We start from the raw sequence: 19,927 nt of genomic DNA on the forward strand, positions 1-19,927 counted from the left end.
TAAAAATTCGTCAGTCAAGGGGACTTTGTGCCGTTTTACTCACTCAAAAAGACTTAACCACAGGATTGGCTCAATGCAGCAACTAGTATGTTGAGCGGATTTTATAGTATGTATCGCTTCGAAATAACTTTTCAATCACGTAGGTAAAGATGATAGCTTGGCTGTATTTATCAGTCCGTTGTTTTTACTAGTTAGTCCCATAAAGGGTAGAGCTATTTTATCAAGTGATGATGCAACCTCCTATTAAGTGTCGCCAACTCCTTTTGCTGGTATGTTCATTGCTAGCTTCTACCCAAACCCAGGCCCAGACCTGGGCCGATACCTTACGACTCATCGATAAAGCCTTTAGTCGATTTCAGCCCAAAATGCCAGGATGTCAACTGGCGATCTCCCGAAACGGGCAACTCCTCATTTCCAAAGCCTGGGGCATGGCCGATTTAGAAAGACAGGTACCATTGAGTACCACATCCATCATTGAAGTCGGCTCCGTCTCTAAACAGTTTACCGCAGCGGCTATTTTATTACTGGCCCAACAGGGACGAATCGCTTTAACAGATAATGTGCGAAAATACATTCCTGAACTGCCCGACTATGGTGATCCCATCACCCTTGGCCAAATGATGCATCATACCAGCGGCCTACGGGATTGGGGGGCCATCGCGCTGCTGACCGGCTGGCCCCGGGGGCGAACCTTTTACTCCAACAATGACGCCCTGGAGATTATTGCTCGCCAAAAGCAGCTGAACCATAAACCAAACCAGGAGTTTCTCTACAGCAATTCCAATTACAATCTGTTTGCCATCCTGGTGGAGCGGGTGAGTGGATTGAGTTTAGCCGCTTTCACCAAGAAATATATCTTTGAACCCGCTGGTATGACCCACACCCAGTGGCGAGACGATCCCAACCGCTTGATTGCCAATCGGGCGATCGCCTACATCACCTCGGACAACTTCAAGGCCGATAGCACCTTTAAAATCGACATGCCCAATGAGTACGCTTACGGCAATGGCGGCTTGCTGACTACGGCAGAGGATTTAATCAAGTGGAACAACTTTTATCTACAGGGCCGCTTGGGCACCTCTTCCTTACTGGCCCAGCAACTGCAAACCAAGCCCTTAGCGAACGGGGCAATGAATCCCTACGCAGCCGGTCTATTCATCAGTACCGTGTTAGGTTGGAGCAATGTCAGTCATAGTGGCACAACCGCCAGTTACTGCGCCTACCTGGAAGCGTTTCCCCAGCTGAATTTATCGGTAGCGGTGATCAGTAACACGTCCCTGTTTAGTGTGTATGACTTTAAAAGCGCTATGGATAGCTTGTTTGTTGTGAACAAAACCAAACCAGCAGCAGCCGTAAAGGCGGGAGCTTCTTCGACGTTAGCGGCTGACAAGGGCATAGCGGGTTTGTATGTGTTAGAGCGAGATGGCTCGACCTTTCAATTAGCCATAAATGAAAATCAAGTGGTGATGGATAACCATTCACCGTTAATAACTGTCACTAAGAATGTATTCAAGTCAGCGAATGTTCAACTAAACATCAATGGCCTCAACGGACTCTATATCACCCTGTCGTCAGCTGACACGATTCGATTTCGTAAAGTGCAACCCGTTAGCCCTGCTCAAAAGGAACAAGTCGTCTACACGGGCAGCTATTTTTCTCGGGAGACCAACTCAACGCTTCGTATTGAAGTAGAAGCCACTAAACTCGTCGTCCGTCTGAAGGCTGATCGCGTTTATCCCTTAGTCGGCACCTACCAGGATGGCTTCACCGTTCCTAAATTAGGTAATGTTGTCTTTCTTCGAGGAGTTCATCATCAAATCACTGGCCTACAGTTCAATACAGACCGAGCCCGTAAGGTAAGCTTTGAAAAAGTAGCTATTCCGGCTCCACATGAGCGACTGCCAACTAGCCACCATGGGGCCAGCCAGCAAAGATAATCTTATCGATGAATTGTGGGTAAGTCGTATTTAGGAGACATACTGAGCCAATCTCAGTGCTTTTTCGTGTCTTAAAACGCCCGAATTATAGTTACTCACTCGTCTCAGATGGGAGCTTAATTTGAGAAGGGACTCTGAAGGAGGTTGGTGTATCCAAAAAGGACCACCTGACCGGATGAGCCACAAAACAGGGCCGAACCCAGGCAGCTACGCCGGCAGGTAGATGGTGAAGGTGGCCCCTTGACCGGGTTGGCTCGTGGCCGTAATAGCTCCTCCATGATTGACGACGACCTTTTCACAGATGGCTAAGCCAATGCCCGTGCCGGCATACTGCTCCTTGCCATGCAACCGCTGAAAGAGCTGAAAGATACGGTTTACGTACTTCTCATCGAAACCAATGCCATTGTCGGCCACCGCAATTTGGTAATAAGCACGAGCCGCCCCCGTCGGCCGGGCCGAATCCGGCAGGTTAGTCGACGCTATACGCCGACAACTGACCCGGATGGTGGGGCGGCTTGCGGATCGGCGGAACTTGAGGGCATTGCTCAACAGGTTCTGAAACAGTTGCCTTAACTGCGAAGGATCGCCCAATACGGTGGGCAGCGGCTCTAGCTCCACCTGGGCACCGGTTTCCGCCAGGCTGAGATCTAAATCGGCCAGTACTTCCTGTAGCACCTCCTGGAGAACAACGGGCATTGTGGTGTCCTGCTGGGTCGAGATGCGCGAATAGGCCAGCAAATCTTTGATTAGCCTGGACATGCGGCTGGCTGACGATTGCATCCGTTCCAGCAGATCGATGCCCCCGCCCAGCTGATCGGCGTATTGTGTCTTCAGCAGGTCACTAAAGGACTGAATTTTGCGCAGCGGCTCCTGCAGGTCATGGCTGGCAATGTAAGCAAACTGTTGCAAATTCTCATTGGAGCGTTTGAGGTCCTCAATCTTCCCCTCGAGTTGCAACTGCAACTGCTTCAAGCCAGTGAAGTCCGTGAAATACACAACGACCTCGTCCTCCAGCTTAAAGGTGCTCATCATATTATATAAGTCAAGCCCATCCTGGTCATAGTGAATCTCAAAGGTGAGGGGCTGGCCGGTGGTGTAGGTGGCAACGGGGTTGGTAAAGCTGACCGTGTCGAGATAGCCTGGAAAGACCTCGCTCACGCGTTTACCCTGCAATTGCTGGGGCGTCGTCTTGGCGTAGGCAGCATAGGCTTGGTTGGTGAGTTTGAAGCGAAAGTCAACGAGGTGGCCGTTTTCAACAACCGGTTGGAGCACCTGCATGGGTTCCTTCATTAAATCAATCAGGGTCTGTAAATAGCGATTGGCCTGAGTGGCCTGGTCCAACTGGGCGGCCTGGGTGACATCCTCAATGGTATGAAGGATACAGATGAGCTCGCCCCAGTGATTCAGAACCGGTTTGCTGCTGGGACGCCAGGTACGCCATTCCAGGATACCGGTTTGGCTATTGGGCCACTGGTGAGGCTGATCCGCCATTAGGTGAGGCTGCTTGGTTTGTATGACCTGAGTCAATGAGTGGCGGAGTTGTAGCGCAACCACTTCCTGGGCTCGATTGGGGAAGAATACCTCGAACAGCGTCGAGTTCACCAGCGCCTCTCGTGGCAAGCCGAAGGCGGCCAGATATTCGTCGGAGACGGCCACAATGGTAAACGCTGGGCTATCGGGTAAGAGGACCAAATGCTTGCCCGGCATGGCATTAATGAGTAACGAAGCTAATTCCGGGTTATCATTTGGCATAACCATCATCCTTTAGGCTCATCCTGGTAGTGGGTATGATTGATTGGCGGTAGGCGGTAGTCAGATTAGGTATTGGTTATCAGCGGAAGCCGCGCCGTGCTGGCTATGTCGTTCACGGAACTGCAAGATAAATCATTACGACCTACTCTGGCCGGAGTAGGGTACCGAATTATTTACTGGATCGGGTTTGGCAGGCTCGAGGAACGAAGGCTGCGAAGTAGAGTTGACAGGTATGAAACCAGGCGTCAATTTAAACACCTTATTTTAGAAGCCCGTAGATGAAAAGCCTACGTCTCAGCTGGGAGGGTATTCTGAAAATATATAAATCAATTGTCACGATCTGTTTTTAAACGCATTCGAGTGTCAGGTGATGTTATTGGGTATGTATTCTCAATAATCGCACCTACTTAAGACTAAGGAGTATTCATGTATTAGCTTCTTTACGGATCGAGGGCTTGACATCGGCCTGGGCAAACGCCACGCGATGGCGGTAAAATAAGTCGCTGCAGGAGGCCAAGTGATAGCCACTTATCAATAGCTTTGGACCTAAATTCTATAGGCCAATGGAAAGTAGTTCCACCCCCAGGAGCAATGCCGCTACTCAAAGCCAGCAGATAGGCAGGCAGATCAAAACCTTTCGCCGGCAACGCAACCTTTCCCAGGAAGAACTCGCCCACGTAGCCGGGCTATCGCTGCGCACCATTCAGCGAATCGAAAAAGGGGAATCGGTAGGCAGCGCCTATACGCTGCGCACCTTGGCCAGGGCTTTACAGCTAAGCCCGCAGGACTTAATGGCTCCCCAGTCACCACCCAACACCGTTCCAAACCCCACCAGCTTAACCCACCTACTTTGGCTCAACTGGAGCGCCTTAATCGGTATCATTCTGCCCCTGGCCAATATTATCCTACCAGCCATCCTGCTTTGGCGCTACCGAGATGATCGGCTTGTTCGGCAGCGTGGGCAACAGATTGTTAGCTTTCAGCTTATTTGGACGTTGAGTACCCTGTTGATGATGCTACTCATTCCCTTACTATTGGCAGGGTTGTCATTCCTGATCGGTTTGCCCTTTCCCTTATTTATCCCCGTCTATGTGATTTGTCTGGGCGTGAATCTAGTCGTCATCTTTCGCATCGCCCTGCAACTGCCCAACCCACCCTCGTTTCTCGATAAGTTGCCTACGGTGCTCTGAATTAGCCTTGTCATAGCATTGGCGGGAAAATGTCATACCTATTTTTTAGGGGATTGGACTCGGCGCATCGAGATTTGCCAACCTAATCCGGTTCAGTAATTGATCATCGCCAATGATAAGTAAACGTGTATTTTTTCTCCTGGTCATGAGTGGGGCTTTTTGCGCCAACGCTCAGTCCGTCAGCCAACAAATTGAAAAGTTAGTCGATACCTACGCTGCGTTAGGTAAATTTAACGGCAGTATTCTGGTCACTGCTCAGGGTAAACCCTTACTTAATAAGGGCTATGGCTACCAGGATATCAAACAGAAAACGCGCAATGATCCGCATACGATTTACCAGATTGCCTCCCTCACCAAGTCCTTTACCGCTACCCTCATCTTAAAGCTAGTCGAATCAAACCGCCTGACCTTAACCGATAAAGTCAGTCAGTTTTATCCCGACTTCCCCCAGGGCGATAGCATTACGATTGACCAATTATTAACGCATACATCCGGCCTTTCGGACGACGATTCGAACACCAGGGCGAAAACGTATCCCGGTTCCGAAGAGGCTAAATTTATGGCCGCCTTGAGAGACCGGCCCCTGGATTTTAGCCCCGGAACGGACTGGAAGTACAGTAACGCAGGCTACATCTTGCTGGGGTACATTATCGAACATGTATCCGGCATGAGCTACTATGAGGCCGTCCGAACTTACCTGTTTTCGCCACTTGGGATGGAGCACAGTGGGTTTGATTTCATTGGCCTGTCGAGTCCCAATAAGGCAACGGGCTATTGGGAGTTTCCCCAAAACGATACGGTTCGTGCGGCCACCCTGATTGACCATCGAGGCCCTCGTGCCGCCGGAGCCATCTATTCCACCATCGGTGATCTCTATAAATGGCATCAGGGCTTACAGATGGGTAAACTAGTGAGCTTATCGTTACTTAACCGGGCGTACACTCCCGTCAAGAACAACTATGGCTATGGTTGGATGATCGATTCGGTGGGTAGGGCAAAAGTGGTTTGGCACAGTGGTGATATCTGGGGTTTCAAGTCCGAGCTGGCTCGTGTGCCCGCCGAAGACATCTGTATCATTATGCTCAACAACATGGAAGACGTGGATTTGCATATCATCACGCGCAAGATCCTGGCGATTCTTTATCACCAGCCTTACCAATGGCCCGCCCGCAACAAGATTCAGCTTAGCAGAAGGCTGTTGCAAACGTACGTGGGGGAGTACCTACTACGGCCAGGGGAATGGATTAGAGTAATTCTTGAAGGTAATCATCTAACGGCCACCACGACGCGCAAACAAGAGCTGTATGCCCAAAAGAAGGATTATTTTTTGTTAGATGATGGCCGAGAACAACTCAGGGTTTTATTTAACCGAAACGCCTCGGGCTTAGTGACGGACTTGTCGTTTCGTCTTGGCGAACGGAAAGTGGTCTGCCCCAAAAAGCAATAGGTGTCTACAGGGTGGGTCACGACTTCATCCGCTAATTTACCTTTTATGTCGCTGGACCCATTCTCCCTATTGAATCGGCTCATTTAAGGCCCAAATTACAGATACTTCTCCGTCTCTGTTGGGAGCCTTTGTTGAGAATTAAGACACTATGAAAGTAACAAGGGTTAACGCTGATTTCATGACAATGAACCTCGATCACTTCGCCTGTTGCCTGATCATAGTTTGTTATAATCCCAGATTTAACAGGCTAGCCAATCGATGAGTAAGTAGGGCATACCGAGTATAACTACATTGGATCTGCTTATAGTTATAGATTACGCGTATGCCGATAGTATCTTAAACGGCACTTCGTTGATTCTCTCGCTTAACCGACTCCTATCGTGATGACTCTCTACAACGGGCTGGCCGCTTCGTGGATTATACTACTCAGCTTTATGGCGTTGACTAGTTGCCATCAACAGGAGCCTGCGCTAACCTCAGCAACGGCCCAGGCTTATGTAGATGAAGTCGTAGAGGTAATGAAGAACCAGTCAATCAATCGAAAAACGATTGACTGGACCGTATTCAGGGCCAAAGTCAATGCTCAGGCTCAAGGCGCACAAACCATCGCCGATACCTACCCCGCTATTCAACTTGGGTTGACACTCCTGGGCGACAATCACAGCATGTACTACACGAGTGCCGGGAAGGTTATGTATGGAACTAGCAAAGTAAGCTGCATGGATGCTACTCCAATTACGGGGGCAATTGATTCACGAATCGGCTACGTCAAGATCACTAGCTTCAATGGGGGCGGTACCGAGGCCACCCAGTACGCCCAATCGATCCAGGACGCCATCAAAAGGGCAGACAGTGATTCACTCCGCGGATGGATTGTCGATCTGAGAGGTAACACCGGTGGAAATATGTGGCCAATGGTGGCTGGTGCAGGCCCCCTATTAGGCGAGGGCGTATGTGGTTATTTTATTGATCCCGATGGGAATGCTTCGCCTTGGTCCTACCAGGGAGGTAGTTCGTTCCTGAGTCAGGCTGAATTGACAAAAGTGGGATCGGCCTACAAGGTTCGAAGGGCAGGTGTTAAAGTAGCCCTACTCACCGACCAGGCTACCGCCAGTTCGGGGGAAGCAGTCGCTATCGCTTTCAACGGACGGCCAAACACCCGTAGTTTTGGGAAAGCTACATGTGGGTTATCAACGGCTAATGTAACCAACAGGTTAAGTGATGGTGCCCTGTTAAATTTAACGCAATCGGTCATGGCCAACCGCTCCAAACAAGCCTATGGCTCTTCGATCCAAGTAGACGCGCCAGCTGTTTCTGGAGCCGTATTAAGTGAAGCGGTGGCTTGGTTACTTCAATAACGCTATTCTTATGCCTAAACCGATGAAACTACTTTTCCTGTTTAGTATCGTGCTCGCGAGCCGTGCAGGCATTGCCTTGGGACAATGTAGGGTCACTAAAGATGCCTATGGCCAAGTATTAACGATCTGCCAGTCCACTAACTATGGATCGGAAAGTGCTTCCCTCAATAAACAATTTACCCTGTTAGGCAGTGAATTTAGTAGTTTTCCCATTTGGCAAGAAGGGCGAATTCGGTTAGACAAATCGGGCCAGGAGCTTACTTGTCTGCTCGCCTACAATCTATTCAGCCAGGAAGTGCTCTGCCAGCTAGGGGGTGATTTACCGATGAGAAGTGTCACTCCGGATTGGTTTACGGTCGATGGGGTTGAGTATACGCGTCAGATGACCAGTGTGCTTGGCTTGACTTACAAGCTTTATACAACAGCACTTAACAGGGGACAAACGAAGGTGTTGAAAAGTGCAAAAGCCCGTTTAATCAAAACCCCCATTCGCAATGGCTATGATAAAGACCAGCCCTTCGCGGGTTATTATCGAGTCGATCAACAGTATTATATTCAAAAAGGGAGTGCTGTTCCGCAACCCATTACGCTAACGGGCCACTCGGTGTTGAGCGCTCTTGGCGATCACGGGCTCAAGCTCAAAACCAACCTATCCAAGCCCTCGCTTACGGTCGATGAGGTCATCAAACTGGTTAGCCAATATGATTCGCTGCGGATCATGGCCCAACTGAACTCAACCTCCCTGTCCACCGACCCTGAATTTAACGAAGTCCTGGCGTCTGAGCTGACGTATCCAGTGCAGGCCTGGAAGGACAAAGTATATGCCCGGGTCTATGTTGGTTTTGAGATAACAGATGTCGGGCAGGTGATTAATATCGGGTTAGTAAGCCCCGAAAACGTGGGTTTTGGTTTTAAGGAGGCCGTTGAAAAGGCCTTAGGCCACTTGTCTACGACCAAATCAGCCTATAGGGGCCGGTACGCGTTACCGGTTGCCTTCACGTATAGCTACGTTCCAGCGAAGGAATTGACCGTTATGCCGGTTAATACCCTGTCCGATGAACGGTTGGATGGCCGTATTTTACTGGACGAGTTTGTGGTCCATCAACTCGTCCAGCGCGACCGGGCTAGTTCCCGAGAAGTGTGGGGGTATTATAAATGAGAAGAGTGTCGGCTCGCCGTTGGTAGACCAGACATATCCTTTACTGATCAACTATCGCTTATTCACTATCATATCAAACGCCCAATTGTTGAGATTGAGACAGTAGTTATCCTGGCAAAAACAATCTATTTATCCCTTAATCTCAAAAAGTCGTCTCATTAATCAAACTAGAAATCTCACATTGTAGCTGAGTTTGTGAGACGATATGTATGCTCATACCCAAGAATCCAGTTTAGCCCTTATCGCTCGTTGAATGCGTGAAGCCAGTCGATGCTTCGCCCAAATCAGATGGGTTACTGGTAGATTTGACCCGGTTGCCTTCCCCATTGATTCCGACTGGTATGCGTCGCTCTATCTAAGGCGTATTTCTTCAGCTCGTGCCTTGAGATGGTCCAGGTTTGACGGACAGTTGAGTTGCTTAACTTAGCTGTACCATGACCAAGAAGCACAACGTAGTAAAACCACGCCGAAAGTACGACGAAGACTTCAAAAACGAGGCCGTTCGCTTAGTGACTACTGGCCAACGAAGTGTGCCGGATGTAGCCCGCTCCTTGGGTATTTCCGAAAATATCCTCTATCGTTGGAAAGGACATACAAACAAGGCCGTTGAGAGCCCAACCGGAATCTCTCAGCAGGACTATGATCAACTCCGGGAGCAGCTGCGCCGAACCGAACAAGAGCGCGATATACTAAAAAAAGCCTTAGCCATTTTCAGCCGCATGACTTGACGCTCTCTTACCAGGTAATCACCGAGTTAACAGCCGATTTTCCCGTAGAAAGGCTTTGTAAGACGCTCGCTATCAGTCGCAGTGCTTACTATGCCTACCAAGCTGGCCAAAGCCATCGGCTGACAGAAGGGAAAGAAAAATTACGGCAGGCAATGCTGGACAGTTTTGGGGACCATCGACGACGCTATGGCAGTCCGGGGCCGCCCGTGCGGTCGGTTGTTGACCGAACTACAGGAGCAGGGCTTTGAAGTAGGTCGCCACCAACTTAGACGGCTCATGCAAGCGGAAGACCTACGGGCCATTCAACCCCGCAGCTTTATTCCCCGCACCACTGATAGCAATCACAGTGGGCCATTCTGTCCCAACTTGTTATTGGAAGTAGACTTTCCGACGGCACCGGGTAAAGTGCTGGTTGGCGACATTACTTACATACCGTTGGCGGGTAGCGAGTGGGCATATCTAGCGGCTTGGATGGATTTGTTCAGCCGCAAAATCAAAGGTTGGTCAGTGGCAGATAATATGGGAGAAGAGCTGGTCCACAGTGCGTTGCGTAAAGCGATTAACGCCAATCAGTTAGCAGCAGGCAGTATTATCCATTCCGATCGGGGTGGGCAGTACATTGGTAAAGCATTCCGCCAAACTCTGGCTGACCATCAATTTCGGCAAAGTATGAGTCGTCCTGACGACCCCTATGATAATGCGTTTATGGAGTCGTACTGGTCGAGGTTAAAAGCTGAACTGGTTGAAAATGGCGTGTTCCGTTCCGTAGAAGATGCTCGTGTTGAGTTGTTTGATTATATTGAGTGCTATTACAACCGGAAACGGCGACACTCCTCGCTGGGCAATATTAGCCCTGAGCAATTTGAGCAGAACTATTATCTAATGTTAAATCAAAACTTGCATACTTAACTGTCCGGCTAAACAGGACCACCCCACCTTACCCAATCAGGGGCAGAACATTTTCTTACGCCCGCAAGGGCTAGCCTCATCAACGCAGTTCATCCATACATGAGCAACCATGCACAACGCCCCCTTAACAACCGGTTGCTCAATTGTTTCAGCTGGCTATACCGTAGCGAATTATTTTACTGACCGGATGGGGCCATTCCCTACTCCTTTAATCCATTACTGAATCATGAAACAAATTGCCTGGTTTATTCAACGGCACACTCAACGCATCACGACGGCTACCCTGATGGGCTTATTGATCATCGCCTGCACCGATCACACCCCGCCGACCGACCCCCAACCACCGGTCGTTACTTGTCAGCTCGCCAATGGCACGATACGCCCCTACCCCTGCGAGTTTTCGATTGAGAAACTAATTTTTCTGGGCAACGATGGCTCAACACTCGGTGAAGTAACGCCCGCCATGGCCAACATTACCTTATCCATTGCGAAAGCAAAGACGAATGTGCTCAGTGGATCGGTAGGCTCGGTTACCTACGCCGTCAAAGCGGTTGTTCGCCGGCAGAACGCTCCCTCGTTTAGTGTCAATACTGGCTACATACTGAGTTACGCCTTTGTAAACAAGGCGCTTCAATCCGACCCCAGACCCATCATCACCGCTACCCAACAGTTTCCCATAGCCATTGGGGAGCAACAGGAAGCGTTGTTTGACCTTCGGTTTAACTATTCCAAGTCCGGCTCGTTAGTAACTTTTGAAAATGGTCCCCTATCGTTTTTTATCGAAAACGACGTAACCACCACCAAGTTTGCGGTTGTTTCCAGCGTACCCGTCAGTGATAAAGCCGAAGCCACGATCAGTTTGCAAGCCTCTATCATAAACTAACCAGTTCGGTGTGTTTTAACGAAAGGGTATAGGAATAAGGGGGCACCGCTGCGGAGCTAATCCAAAAATGCCCCTAAGAAAAGTGGAAAATAGGATTACTCCTGTTCCAGCCTCCACAATAAAATCCCTGCCCTGCCGTTTTATATCTGTTATGCTTCTTCAGCCCCACCGCTAAACCCGTTGGGGCTTTTTCATTGGCCTAAGCTTACCTTTGTGGATATGGAACCCCTATCTGATCAACCTCCCTCCCAGCCTGATCCAGTAGCGATCCAGAAACAGCGCGTGGAAGATGCAACTGATTTTTTGAGCATCTGCGACCGACTGTCCACTGGATATGACAGTGGCTACTACTGGGAGGATGTGCAACGAGCGCTCCGGATTGCTGCTGGACTAGAGAAGTGGCCCGACTGATGAACTTTCAATTATCCTAGCCGATAAGTAACCAATATTGTGAGCTGTTTTTATAAATTCACTTTGTAACATTTTCACAACGCACGTTGTGAAAATGTTACAAACTCCTATTTTTGTCTATCTTCGCTGGAAAAGCACTTTAAGCAAGCCAAATTAAATTTGGAAAGGGAGATAAAGTAGTATTTTCAATCTCCTATTCAACCTTAACCTATATACGTCATACCACACTATGAAATATGTCCCTTACTACCGTGTCTCGACCGCAAGCCAAGGTAAAAGTGGATTGGGGCTGTCAGCCCAGCAGGACATTGTCCAACGATTCCTCAAAGCCGGCGACCAACTGCTGGATGAATTTATCGAAGTCGAGTCGGGCAAGCGAGCCGATCGACCTCAACTGGCGGCAGCCATTGCCCATGCTAAACTCCATAAAGCACGTTTGCTGATTGCTAAGCTGGACCGGCTGAGTCGCAATGTGTCCTTTATCTTTTCCCTGCGTAACTCCGAAGTCGACTTTGTCGCTTGTGACATTCCCGATGCCAACACCCTAACCGTAGGTATTATGGCTGTGTTGGCCCAGCATGAACGGGAATTGATCGGCGAACGCACCCGAGCGGCCCTAACCGCTAAGAAAGCACAGGGGCATAAACTGGGGATGCCTAACATTACTCCGGAAGTAACCAGTCGAGGGTTAGAAACTCGCCAGCAAAATGCTCAGGTTAATTTAGCCAATCGACAAGCGGCGGAATTGATTCGGTTGTATCGCAAAGATGGATTGACCTACCGAGCTATTGCTGATCGGTTGAACCAGATGGGTTACCGGACCCGACGAGGCCAGGAATTTTTGGCGATGAGTGTGAAGCGATTAGACGGACGGCCTGCTCAAGAATAGATTGGGTTGACTCACCCCGATCCCATGCCCTTAACAACTCAACATATTCCATAAATATAATTGTAATTTTCGATGAATATGTGGCTGGCCATCGAGAATAGAAAAATTAGTAAAAGTATCATTTTTTTAAGAACAGGTTCTTCAAACATCTAGAATTTAGATTCCTTTTCACGAGTCAGTTATGCGTGCTATTTTAAACTAACTCGAAGCAATGGGGGTACTAGTAAACTACATTTTTTACCCAAGCTGGCTTAGCCCATGACGCCCAAACAGACCCAACAGCTGATCAAGAAAATAACGGATATTAAACGGGCTTTAGCCGCTGAAAAACGGAAATTTGGCGGCTACGACGATTCCCGAGGCTTGCGGTATTTGCCCACCCGGTACTATATCCAGTTGGAGGATTACAAAGCCGGCTTAACCTATACCCGCTGGTTCGCCAAAACCTTTCCCGATGACATTGGCTTTCCAGACTTTCTGTTTGAGTGGGCGGTACTGCTTTTCAAGACGGGTAAGCTAACCGAAGCGAAAGCGAAGTTGTGGCAAACCTTCTGTGCTAACACGTATGTACTGGATAAGTTTTTTGGCCATCCCATTCAACCGCTTCCCAAATATGAGTGGTCAACCATGGCTCAACCAGGTTTCACGGAGCATTTCTCATATTCGCATCAGCAAGCCGATTTACTCGACATGAGTCTATGGTTGGCTGAGTTTATGGCCAGCGATACTTTTTCGGCCCTTAAAGAGCGTTATCTAATTCTTCATCGACAATTACTTCTGGAAGAGGATGGCGAAATCAGAGGCTATTTACTGAAGGAAGTGTATGAGTTGGAAAGCCAGATTAATTTCTAATTTTAACTGGGGCTAACCTGGCAAAATGTGTTTTACACACTGTAAGACACTACTCCATTTTGTCTTACAAACTGTATTACTTTACATAATCGTGATTATATAACAAGTTTGATTGTATGAAACTCTTCGTTCTGCTGACTTGGTTGAGTCTGCTGGTTATAGGGCAGGTAAGTGGGCAAAATCGACCTTATACCAAGCTTTATTTGGGGAGTCCTGCTTCTGATCTCCGCACTACGTTAGATCCTTCAACGCCCTTAAACGTGGGGGCCAAAAACCGAGCAGGATATACACTCCTGGAAACAGACTTGGATAGCTTAGGTCTTATTTTGGCTAACAATAAAACGGTCTTTCTCAAATTAGAACCGGGTAAAACCTATTATTACTACAACTTATTCGGCGGTTACCGGGATATATCTGAGAATGCTTTTTGGTTGACAGTGTCAACTTTTACTGGTGGCCGGTATCGCCATTATATTCTCAGTCAGAAATCTGGCATTACCCAAGTTGACGACTGATTAACATATTGCCACTTATACAACACTTTTGAGCAAGGTATTAACATCGGTAAGCTCTTGTAAAGAAGCTGTCTTTATTGATGGGTTTTCCATAAGATGTTCTGGAGACATACACCGGCTTTGCTCACTTCGACCTAAGAGTGGTTCCAGAAGTTTATACGCTAGGTATTTGACCCACATGGAGCACGTTCCAATCTGGATAGTAGTTGGTGCTGGTTGATCTATCAACTCTTGATAATAGAGTAGTGTAGAATGGAGGATATTGTATTCAGAGGAGTCAAAAGTAACCTTACTTCGAATAACCCCCTTTAACCAAAGTGATTCTCTGCCAGCAACAGATTCTAATATCTTGATGACCTGATCAGGCTTTAGTCTGTCTTTGTAAAAGTGAGAAAGCTCTATCCAAGCAGTCCAACGCACTCGATCAATGGACAAATCAGCTTGCCTTAGATAAGCGTAAAGAAATATGATTACCTGCTTATCAAATGCCATTGGTGAAACGAGTCTATTTTGTTAATGATATGAGTTTTCCAATATTAAACCTAAAACATAAATTTACCCTTTCCGGGATCAATCGAATAACATAAAATCAGTTATAAAACAGGTCTCTAAAAAGTGATACGTTTTGTCAGCGGCTCGCCTATGCCCAACGTTGTGTTTTTCTTCTTTCGCTCCCCTGCTACTTTGGATTTGCCATTTGTAGAAACTCATTGAAGTACCGCTTCCAAAGCCGTTGGCCGTTCGGTCGAGTATCATTAAACCAATGGTCGCAAGCCAAGCAGGACCGATACGTTAAATTGGTCTTGCCTTGCTGTGCAAAAATGATAGGCAAATAATCGGCACTTTCGGAAATCGTATTCTTGTCTAACGTCGCTGAAGCTACATAGGTGGGAATACGTAGCTTCAGTAGGTTGTCCGCCATCGGCTCCGCGTAGCTTGACCACCTTTTATAAGTTTCTCCCTCCCAAAACTTGTTTGTCGCCTGGGGTTGTGCCATAATACTTTTTACTGTTGCCATTAAGCTATCAACTCGGCCTTGTGCAGCCTCAGGGGTCAGCAGTCCGGCACGGGCTTTTAGCCGAGCATCGAGCATAAAATCGTAAAAGTGAGTCAATCCTGGACCGGCAAAACAACCAACATGAGTTGCATGAGGATTTAAGGTAGCCAGTTTTGCCGCTACTGGTGCTCCTTCTGAATGACCAGCAACTATTATGCGCTTTTTGTTAATAGGTACAAGATTTTTGGTTAAAATGGTGTTTAACACTTCCGCCCCGGCCTCCGCTCGCCAATCTAAGCTGTTGCGTTGAACAAACTCATTTGCACATTTTGAACCACTACGTTCATTCTCAATGTATTGCCCTAGGTTGAACGTATCAAAATCTTTAACTCTTATTGTATCCGGTTCCTTATAAGGAACGCCCGGTTTACTTATAAATACAATGTGATAATGACGAGAAAGGCTGTCTTCATCAATCATGACCGTGTTAAAGAAGAGACAGCAGTTTTTACCATCGGTAAAGATCATACGAATGGGTAAACATCCAGACCCGTCAAGCCACAGTAACAACGGTTGTTCTGTTTTATTGTTAATTGTATCTAGGTGATATTCAATCTTTCCGAGCTTAGAATGATTTATGGTATAGTGCTTATAGTTATCGTTGGTCTGCTGCGCTTTCAGGGAAGTGTGAACCGATACTAACAGCAGAAAGAAGAATAAATAACGCATAATTTACGGGATAGATGCAAATCGTGATGTATGTTCAAAATCTGTTGTATAATCTGTTATATGTTAACCTAGTACCTATTGATCGATGCGATGCAACGTACGGTTAGATGCTTGACACTACAACTGTCTATTATCTCAACGACTAAGCTATAATTCGCTGTAAAGCAATAAAAGCAGTCAACACATCTACTGAAGTAGCCAGTCGATGGCTTTGCTCACCGCAGGCTGGCTCAACAGTTGTTCATCGGGTTGCACCGCCTGACCATAGACGGTCTTGGTGCGATCAACCATTTTGCTGGCAGCTATACTCAACACGGCACCATCACTCAAGCGCCCCGCTTGATTACCCGTCGAAAGGCCACAAGTTGGGTTGCCAAAACTGCGTGTGTTAGGCCTGCCTTTGAAGGCAACGGCAATCGCTTCGGCTGCACTAGCGGTATATTGATCTGTGAGGACGGCTACCTTAGGGTTGACCTTGCGTAAGACGTAAGGTGTGGGAAGACTGTAAATGGGAGCACCATTGTTGAGCGCTACCTGTCCATTGGTATACGACCAGGCTGAGTACACAGCATCCGGATCCACAAAATAGCCAGCGATACCCTCTCCCAGAATGGGCCCTACGCCGGCCAGCATCGCCCAGGAATCCCCCCCTACGTTGCCTCGTAAATCCACGATCCACCCTTGCAAGCCCTCTTTATCGGCGGCTTTAATGGCGTCTTGAAGCGCTTGTGAATAGGCGACTCCCATCAGGCCGTAGGCCGCTCCTTTGGCATCATAGCCTCCACTGGCGGGCACTTTCAGGTAGCCTATCGTCGCCGTAGCTGGTAGGGCCACAGCGAGCACATCGGTACAACGAATGCTTCTAGTGCCAACAAGCTGGATGCCGCCCGCTGCGGGTACATAAGAACTATGGTTGTCAGCCAACAAGGTCAAAGCCAAGTCAATGGCGGGGTATAAATCCTCTTTCGTTTGAGCTCCTTGAGCCTTGGCCGACACTTTTTGTTTGAAATCCGTCCAGTCAATAGTTTTTCGATTGACGGAGAAGGCTTGCATGGCATTAACAATCTCATCCAAATAGGTTTGAGCCGCTACGGAAGTGGTTGCCGGTAGTTTCTCTTTGGTGCAACTGAGCAGACCGATCAGGGCTAGATAGATGAAGAGTTTTTGGCCTGGGTTGGGTCTGTAGATAGACTTGTTTTTTGAGAAAAGGCGCTTCATTCGTTTAAGGGGACCCGGATTTTTTAATGAGCCACACAGCCCCTCAAAAAGCTAAAAGTGAAGCGGCTTTACTCTCAGTTATTAGGGCTAACCTATGGATACTAAAGTAACATGATATCGCTCCTTTGCCTTCCCTTTCCCACGTGCAATCAGGCCTGGTTTTATGGCTTATATAGTGGGGTTGATCTAGGAATAATCGCTTAACATATAATCGGTTACACAACGCTTTTGGTCCTTTATGGCTATCTAACCTAGCCAAAATAATACAAATAAATTACCATTTAAGCCTCTAATTATCATTTAATTATAATATTTCTTTATCCGTGATATGAGGGTAATATCAGCTACCTTTGCTTCATCTTCCAATCGTTTAACGGACTCCAATACCTTCCGCTCTGTTTCATCCGAGTTGCTGGTGTAGCCTTCCCAGCAACTTATGAACTTTCCTAGTAAGCCGACCCAATCAGTTGTGGATAGCATCCACTATGACCACTGGACCATCAAAGATTTTAAAATCGTATTTCTGCTTTCGGAACGAATCCTAGCCGAGATTAAAAAACTATCTCGTGTGTCGAATTGGTACGAGGATGTCATAGCCGCCGACACCTATATTGACCGGCTCAATACGTGCTTTACCAGCATTCAGAAGTATTACAACGCGTTTGGCGTCTTACCTCAGGTAGGGGATCGGCTCTACAATGAGGAGACGGGTATGATCATTCAGGATCGCTCGATTGATGGGGGGTTGATGACTATTACTTTCACGCTAAGCCTTTGAGGGGAGCCTAGTGTGACTAGGCGTTTGTGTTTTTTATTTTTGTACTTGGTTAAGCCCAAACTGGCCCGTAATTAATGTGCTTTTACCTGATCTAATTCTCGGAATAATCGCTTAACATAAGAACTGTGGCTGTTGCAAAAGTCTAAAATCGATTGATTCTACACCAGTAGTTAATTCTATACGATCGAATTTTACGTCAAAATCGGGCAGCTATCAGAAGAGATTTGGACCATTATTGACTTTTGCAACAGCCACAACTCTTATACGACAACCCTCAAAATAGTCCAATTTAACCAGGGCACAAAAAAGGTGGTGACATACGATGTCACCACCTGATTGAGGATTAGCTTCGGATGTCAATAAAGTCAGTGTCCCCGTCAAGAATTACTCTTGAAATGGCTTTGCCCTATACTCGCAATAAATTGAAGAGCCGGAAAAACACACTTGAAGCCCCTGTCATCTAATTGACATGGTTGCTCATCAGCCACTCCCAGGCTAATTGGCGCGTTATTGGAACCTTCAGCCCATCAAATACATCGATGGGCAGAGTCAGCTGTCTATCTTCGTGGATCAGATCCACTTTCAATACTAGATGACCTTGACCAACTGCATAGTTAATTAGATTTAAACCAACTTCTAGCCTACTAACATCACAAATAAATTGACGACTTTCTCGGTTGCCGTCAATAACATCAAAGCAAATTATCATCTCTTCAGAAGTTGTTTACACAAAAGAAGACGACACCGCTAGCTAGATTATTTTAATGACAGGGGTCTTTTTTGAAAAATAAACTGGATATTTTTTCATTATGTAACCCTATTTCTTATATAGTAACCTGTTTAAGGGCCATGATCAGGGGTGATCCTCTAAGCGATTAGAGACAAAAACCTCGAATGCCATCCAGCAATCGTCCTGAGGCAGCCTAAGGCCTTTCATAGGGCTTTCGCTTCTTCGCCCTGATCTCCCGCAGTAACTCACGGGTCATCTTTTCAGGCACCGGATAGGTTTTACTCACTTGACGAATATAACGGATAAGCAACGTCTCAAAGTCCGTCGGGGTAGGAGTAGCGGTCGGCTTCATGAGTTGAACGTGAACAGCGCCGTAAAGCTAACAATCTGACTACCAACAATCAATAGAACTTTTAGGGATATACAGCAGCGAATAAAATGGACTGTATTCGGCAAGGGATGAGTCGGCAGACCTTATTTTCTTTTCATTCTATTGTCATAGGCTCGTTGGATCCCTCTTTATAGGGGAAGTTGCTTGGGCAGGGTAACGATGGTCAACCAGTAATGGGCTAGCTCATCCAACTGCGCTTGCCAGCGATCCTGATCCGGCGACTTATAGACAAAAGCCTGAATGCCTAGCTCATACACTTGCTGAATCGTTTCTAGCTGCTGATCCGAACTGATGACCACGATGGGTAACAAGCGATAGCTAGCCCGGATTTGCTCCAGTAGCGACCAAGCCAGGGGCCGAGGGGCCATGTCCAAGTCCAGGAGCAGCAGACTCGGAAAATTATAGTACTCCATGGCCGTCGTCGACAAACAGATGAGGGTTTCATCAACCGTCGCACTATAAAGCAACTCGACCTTGGACCAGCAGGTTTGTAAACGCTGAGCGATCAAGTGCTGATCAGTTGGGCTAGGAGTTGCGATGAGCACGCACACGTGTTGATTGGGATGACTATCGGCAGCTTTCATGAATAGCGTCTTTTGATCCTATTAACACATTAAAAGACGCTTTTTTGTTTAACAAAATCAATGCTTCACTTCAACAAAAGAACTAATTAAGGGTATCATTATCAATGCCTTTGTGAGGACAGCAGGTGTAAAAGGCGATTGGCTGCTTGCTGTTGATCCCACTCCCCGAGGACATAAAATTGCACCGACCGGCTCATTAATCGCACCGTACCGGCGGCCCGGCCCATTCCAGCGGCCCGTACTATCCTGGTAGATCACCGCCGGTCCGCCGGTGCGGTACCCTGCCAGATCCCCCAGCTCAGCCCGAACATCCTCAAGCCCGTTTTCTATATCGTTTGTCACGCTCTTACTGCCTTGGTCTAGATCCATAATGGCAATCACACTGCCGTCGACGGTGTTGGTGTAATCGGCTCGTGGCCCTGAAAATCGCTTATTCATGACGGACAAAATTAATCGGTGTTCTTTTTCCC

The 19,927-nt window shown here is 47.6% G+C and carries 19 protein-coding genes; 13 read left to right on the top strand and 6 right to left on the bottom strand.

The annotated features are described in order from the left end of the window. The first annotated feature begins 365 nt into the window (after nucleotides 1–365). A complete protein-coding gene (locus ACYVC2_RS32370; protein ID WP_461109985.1) occupies nucleotides 366–1,937 on the top strand; it encodes a serine hydrolase domain-containing protein in 1,572 nt (523 codons plus the stop codon). A 207-nt stretch (nucleotides 1,938–2,144) separates the two neighbouring features. Here the strand turns inward: ACYVC2_RS32370 and ACYVC2_RS32375 are convergent, their stop codons facing one another. Further along, a complete protein-coding gene (locus ACYVC2_RS32375; protein WP_461109905.1) occupies nucleotides 2,145–3,689 on the bottom strand; it encodes a PAS domain-containing sensor histidine kinase in 1,545 nt (514 codons plus the stop codon). Between the two features lie 563 nt (nucleotides 3,690–4,252). On the opposite strand from ACYVC2_RS32375, the gene ACYVC2_RS32380 reads away from it, so the two are divergent. From ACYVC2_RS32380 to ACYVC2_RS32430, 11 genes are all read left to right on the top strand, one after another. Continuing rightward, on the top strand, nucleotides 4,253–4,879 hold the full coding sequence (locus ACYVC2_RS32380) for a helix-turn-helix domain-containing protein (RefSeq protein ID WP_461109907.1): 627 nt from the start codon (nucleotides 4,253–4,255) through the stop codon (nucleotides 4,877–4,879). 112 nt (nucleotides 4,880–4,991) lie between these two features. Beyond that, nucleotides 4,992–6,326 carry a serine hydrolase domain-containing protein gene (locus tag ACYVC2_RS32385; RefSeq protein WP_461109909.1) on the top strand — a complete coding sequence of 445 codons (1,335 nt, stop codon included), beginning with the start codon at nucleotides 4,992–4,994 and terminating at the stop codon, nucleotides 6,324–6,326. Nucleotides 6,327–6,709: 383 nt separating this feature from the next. After that, entirely contained in the window at nucleotides 6,710–7,684 is a 975-nt protein-coding gene (locus ACYVC2_RS32390) for a S41 family peptidase (RefSeq protein ID WP_461109911.1), read from the top strand. Between the two features lie 22 nt (nucleotides 7,685–7,706). Continuing rightward, on the top strand, nucleotides 7,707–8,843 hold the full coding sequence (locus tag ACYVC2_RS32395) for a hypothetical protein (RefSeq protein ID WP_461109913.1): 1,137 nt from the start codon (nucleotides 7,707–7,709) through the stop codon (nucleotides 8,841–8,843). A gap of 434 nt (nucleotides 8,844–9,277) precedes the next feature. After that, nucleotides 9,278–9,571, top strand: a complete 294-nt coding sequence (locus ACYVC2_RS32400) for a transposase (protein ID WP_461109915.1) — start codon at nucleotides 9,278–9,280, stop codon at nucleotides 9,569–9,571. Nucleotides 9,572–9,757: 186 nt separating this feature from the next. Continuing rightward, nucleotides 9,758–10,480, top strand: coding sequence for an IS3 family transposase (locus ACYVC2_RS32405; RefSeq protein WP_461109917.1), 723 nt, complete (start codon nucleotides 9,758–9,760; stop codon nucleotides 10,478–10,480). Between the two features lie 226 nt (nucleotides 10,481–10,706). Further along, a complete protein-coding gene (locus tag ACYVC2_RS32410; protein ID WP_461109919.1) occupies nucleotides 10,707–11,363 on the top strand; it encodes a hypothetical protein in 657 nt (218 codons plus the stop codon). Between the two features lie 219 nt (nucleotides 11,364–11,582). Next, a complete protein-coding gene (locus tag ACYVC2_RS32415) occupies nucleotides 11,583–11,774 on the top strand; it encodes a hypothetical protein (protein ID WP_461109921.1) in 192 nt (63 codons plus the stop codon). 229 nt (nucleotides 11,775–12,003) lie between these two features. Beyond that, on the top strand, nucleotides 12,004–12,663 hold the full coding sequence (locus ACYVC2_RS32420; protein ID WP_461109923.1) for a recombinase family protein: 660 nt from the start codon (nucleotides 12,004–12,006) through the stop codon (nucleotides 12,661–12,663). A 258-nt stretch (nucleotides 12,664–12,921) separates the two neighbouring features. After that, nucleotides 12,922–13,515, top strand: coding sequence for a hypothetical protein (locus ACYVC2_RS32425; RefSeq protein WP_461109925.1), 594 nt, complete (start codon nucleotides 12,922–12,924; stop codon nucleotides 13,513–13,515). 116 nt (nucleotides 13,516–13,631) lie between these two features. Next, a complete protein-coding gene (locus ACYVC2_RS32430) occupies nucleotides 13,632–14,030 on the top strand; it encodes a hypothetical protein (RefSeq protein ID WP_461109927.1) in 399 nt (132 codons plus the stop codon). 15 nt (nucleotides 14,031–14,045) lie between these two features. Here ACYVC2_RS32430 and ACYVC2_RS32435 read toward each other — a convergent pair whose 3' ends face one another. From ACYVC2_RS32435 to ACYVC2_RS32445, 3 genes are all read right to left on the bottom strand, one after another. After that, on the bottom strand, nucleotides 14,046–14,522 hold the full coding sequence (locus ACYVC2_RS32435) for a hypothetical protein (RefSeq protein WP_461109929.1): 477 nt from the start codon (nucleotides 14,520–14,522) through the stop codon (nucleotides 14,046–14,048). 187 nt (nucleotides 14,523–14,709) lie between these two features. Then, nucleotides 14,710–15,756 carry a hypothetical protein gene (locus ACYVC2_RS32440; protein WP_461109931.1) on the bottom strand — a complete coding sequence of 349 codons (1,047 nt, stop codon included), beginning with the start codon at nucleotides 15,754–15,756 and terminating at the stop codon, nucleotides 14,710–14,712. 186 nt (nucleotides 15,757–15,942) lie between these two features. Continuing rightward, on the bottom strand, nucleotides 15,943–16,974 hold the full coding sequence (locus ACYVC2_RS32445) for a S41 family peptidase (RefSeq protein WP_461109933.1): 1,032 nt from the start codon (nucleotides 16,972–16,974) through the stop codon (nucleotides 15,943–15,945). 436 nt (nucleotides 16,975–17,410) lie between these two features. On the opposite strand from ACYVC2_RS32445, the gene ACYVC2_RS32450 reads away from it, so the two are divergent. Then, the gene (locus ACYVC2_RS32450) at nucleotides 17,411–17,752 is read left to right on the top strand and encodes a hypothetical protein (RefSeq protein ID WP_461109935.1); all 342 of its coding nucleotides are present in this window, start codon (nucleotides 17,411–17,413) and stop codon (nucleotides 17,750–17,752) included. 1,249 nt (nucleotides 17,753–19,001) lie between these two features. Here ACYVC2_RS32450 and ACYVC2_RS32455 read toward each other — a convergent pair. Next, a complete protein-coding gene (locus ACYVC2_RS32455) occupies nucleotides 19,002–19,457 on the bottom strand; it encodes a response regulator (protein ID WP_461109937.1) in 456 nt (151 codons plus the stop codon). A 57-nt stretch (nucleotides 19,458–19,514) separates the two neighbouring features. Beyond that, nucleotides 19,515–19,895, bottom strand: coding sequence for a hypothetical protein (locus ACYVC2_RS32460; RefSeq protein WP_461109939.1), 381 nt, complete (start codon nucleotides 19,893–19,895; stop codon nucleotides 19,515–19,517). Between the last annotated feature and the right edge of the window lie 32 nt (nucleotides 19,896–19,927).

It is taken from the genome of Spirosoma koreense, assembly GCF_054777875.1.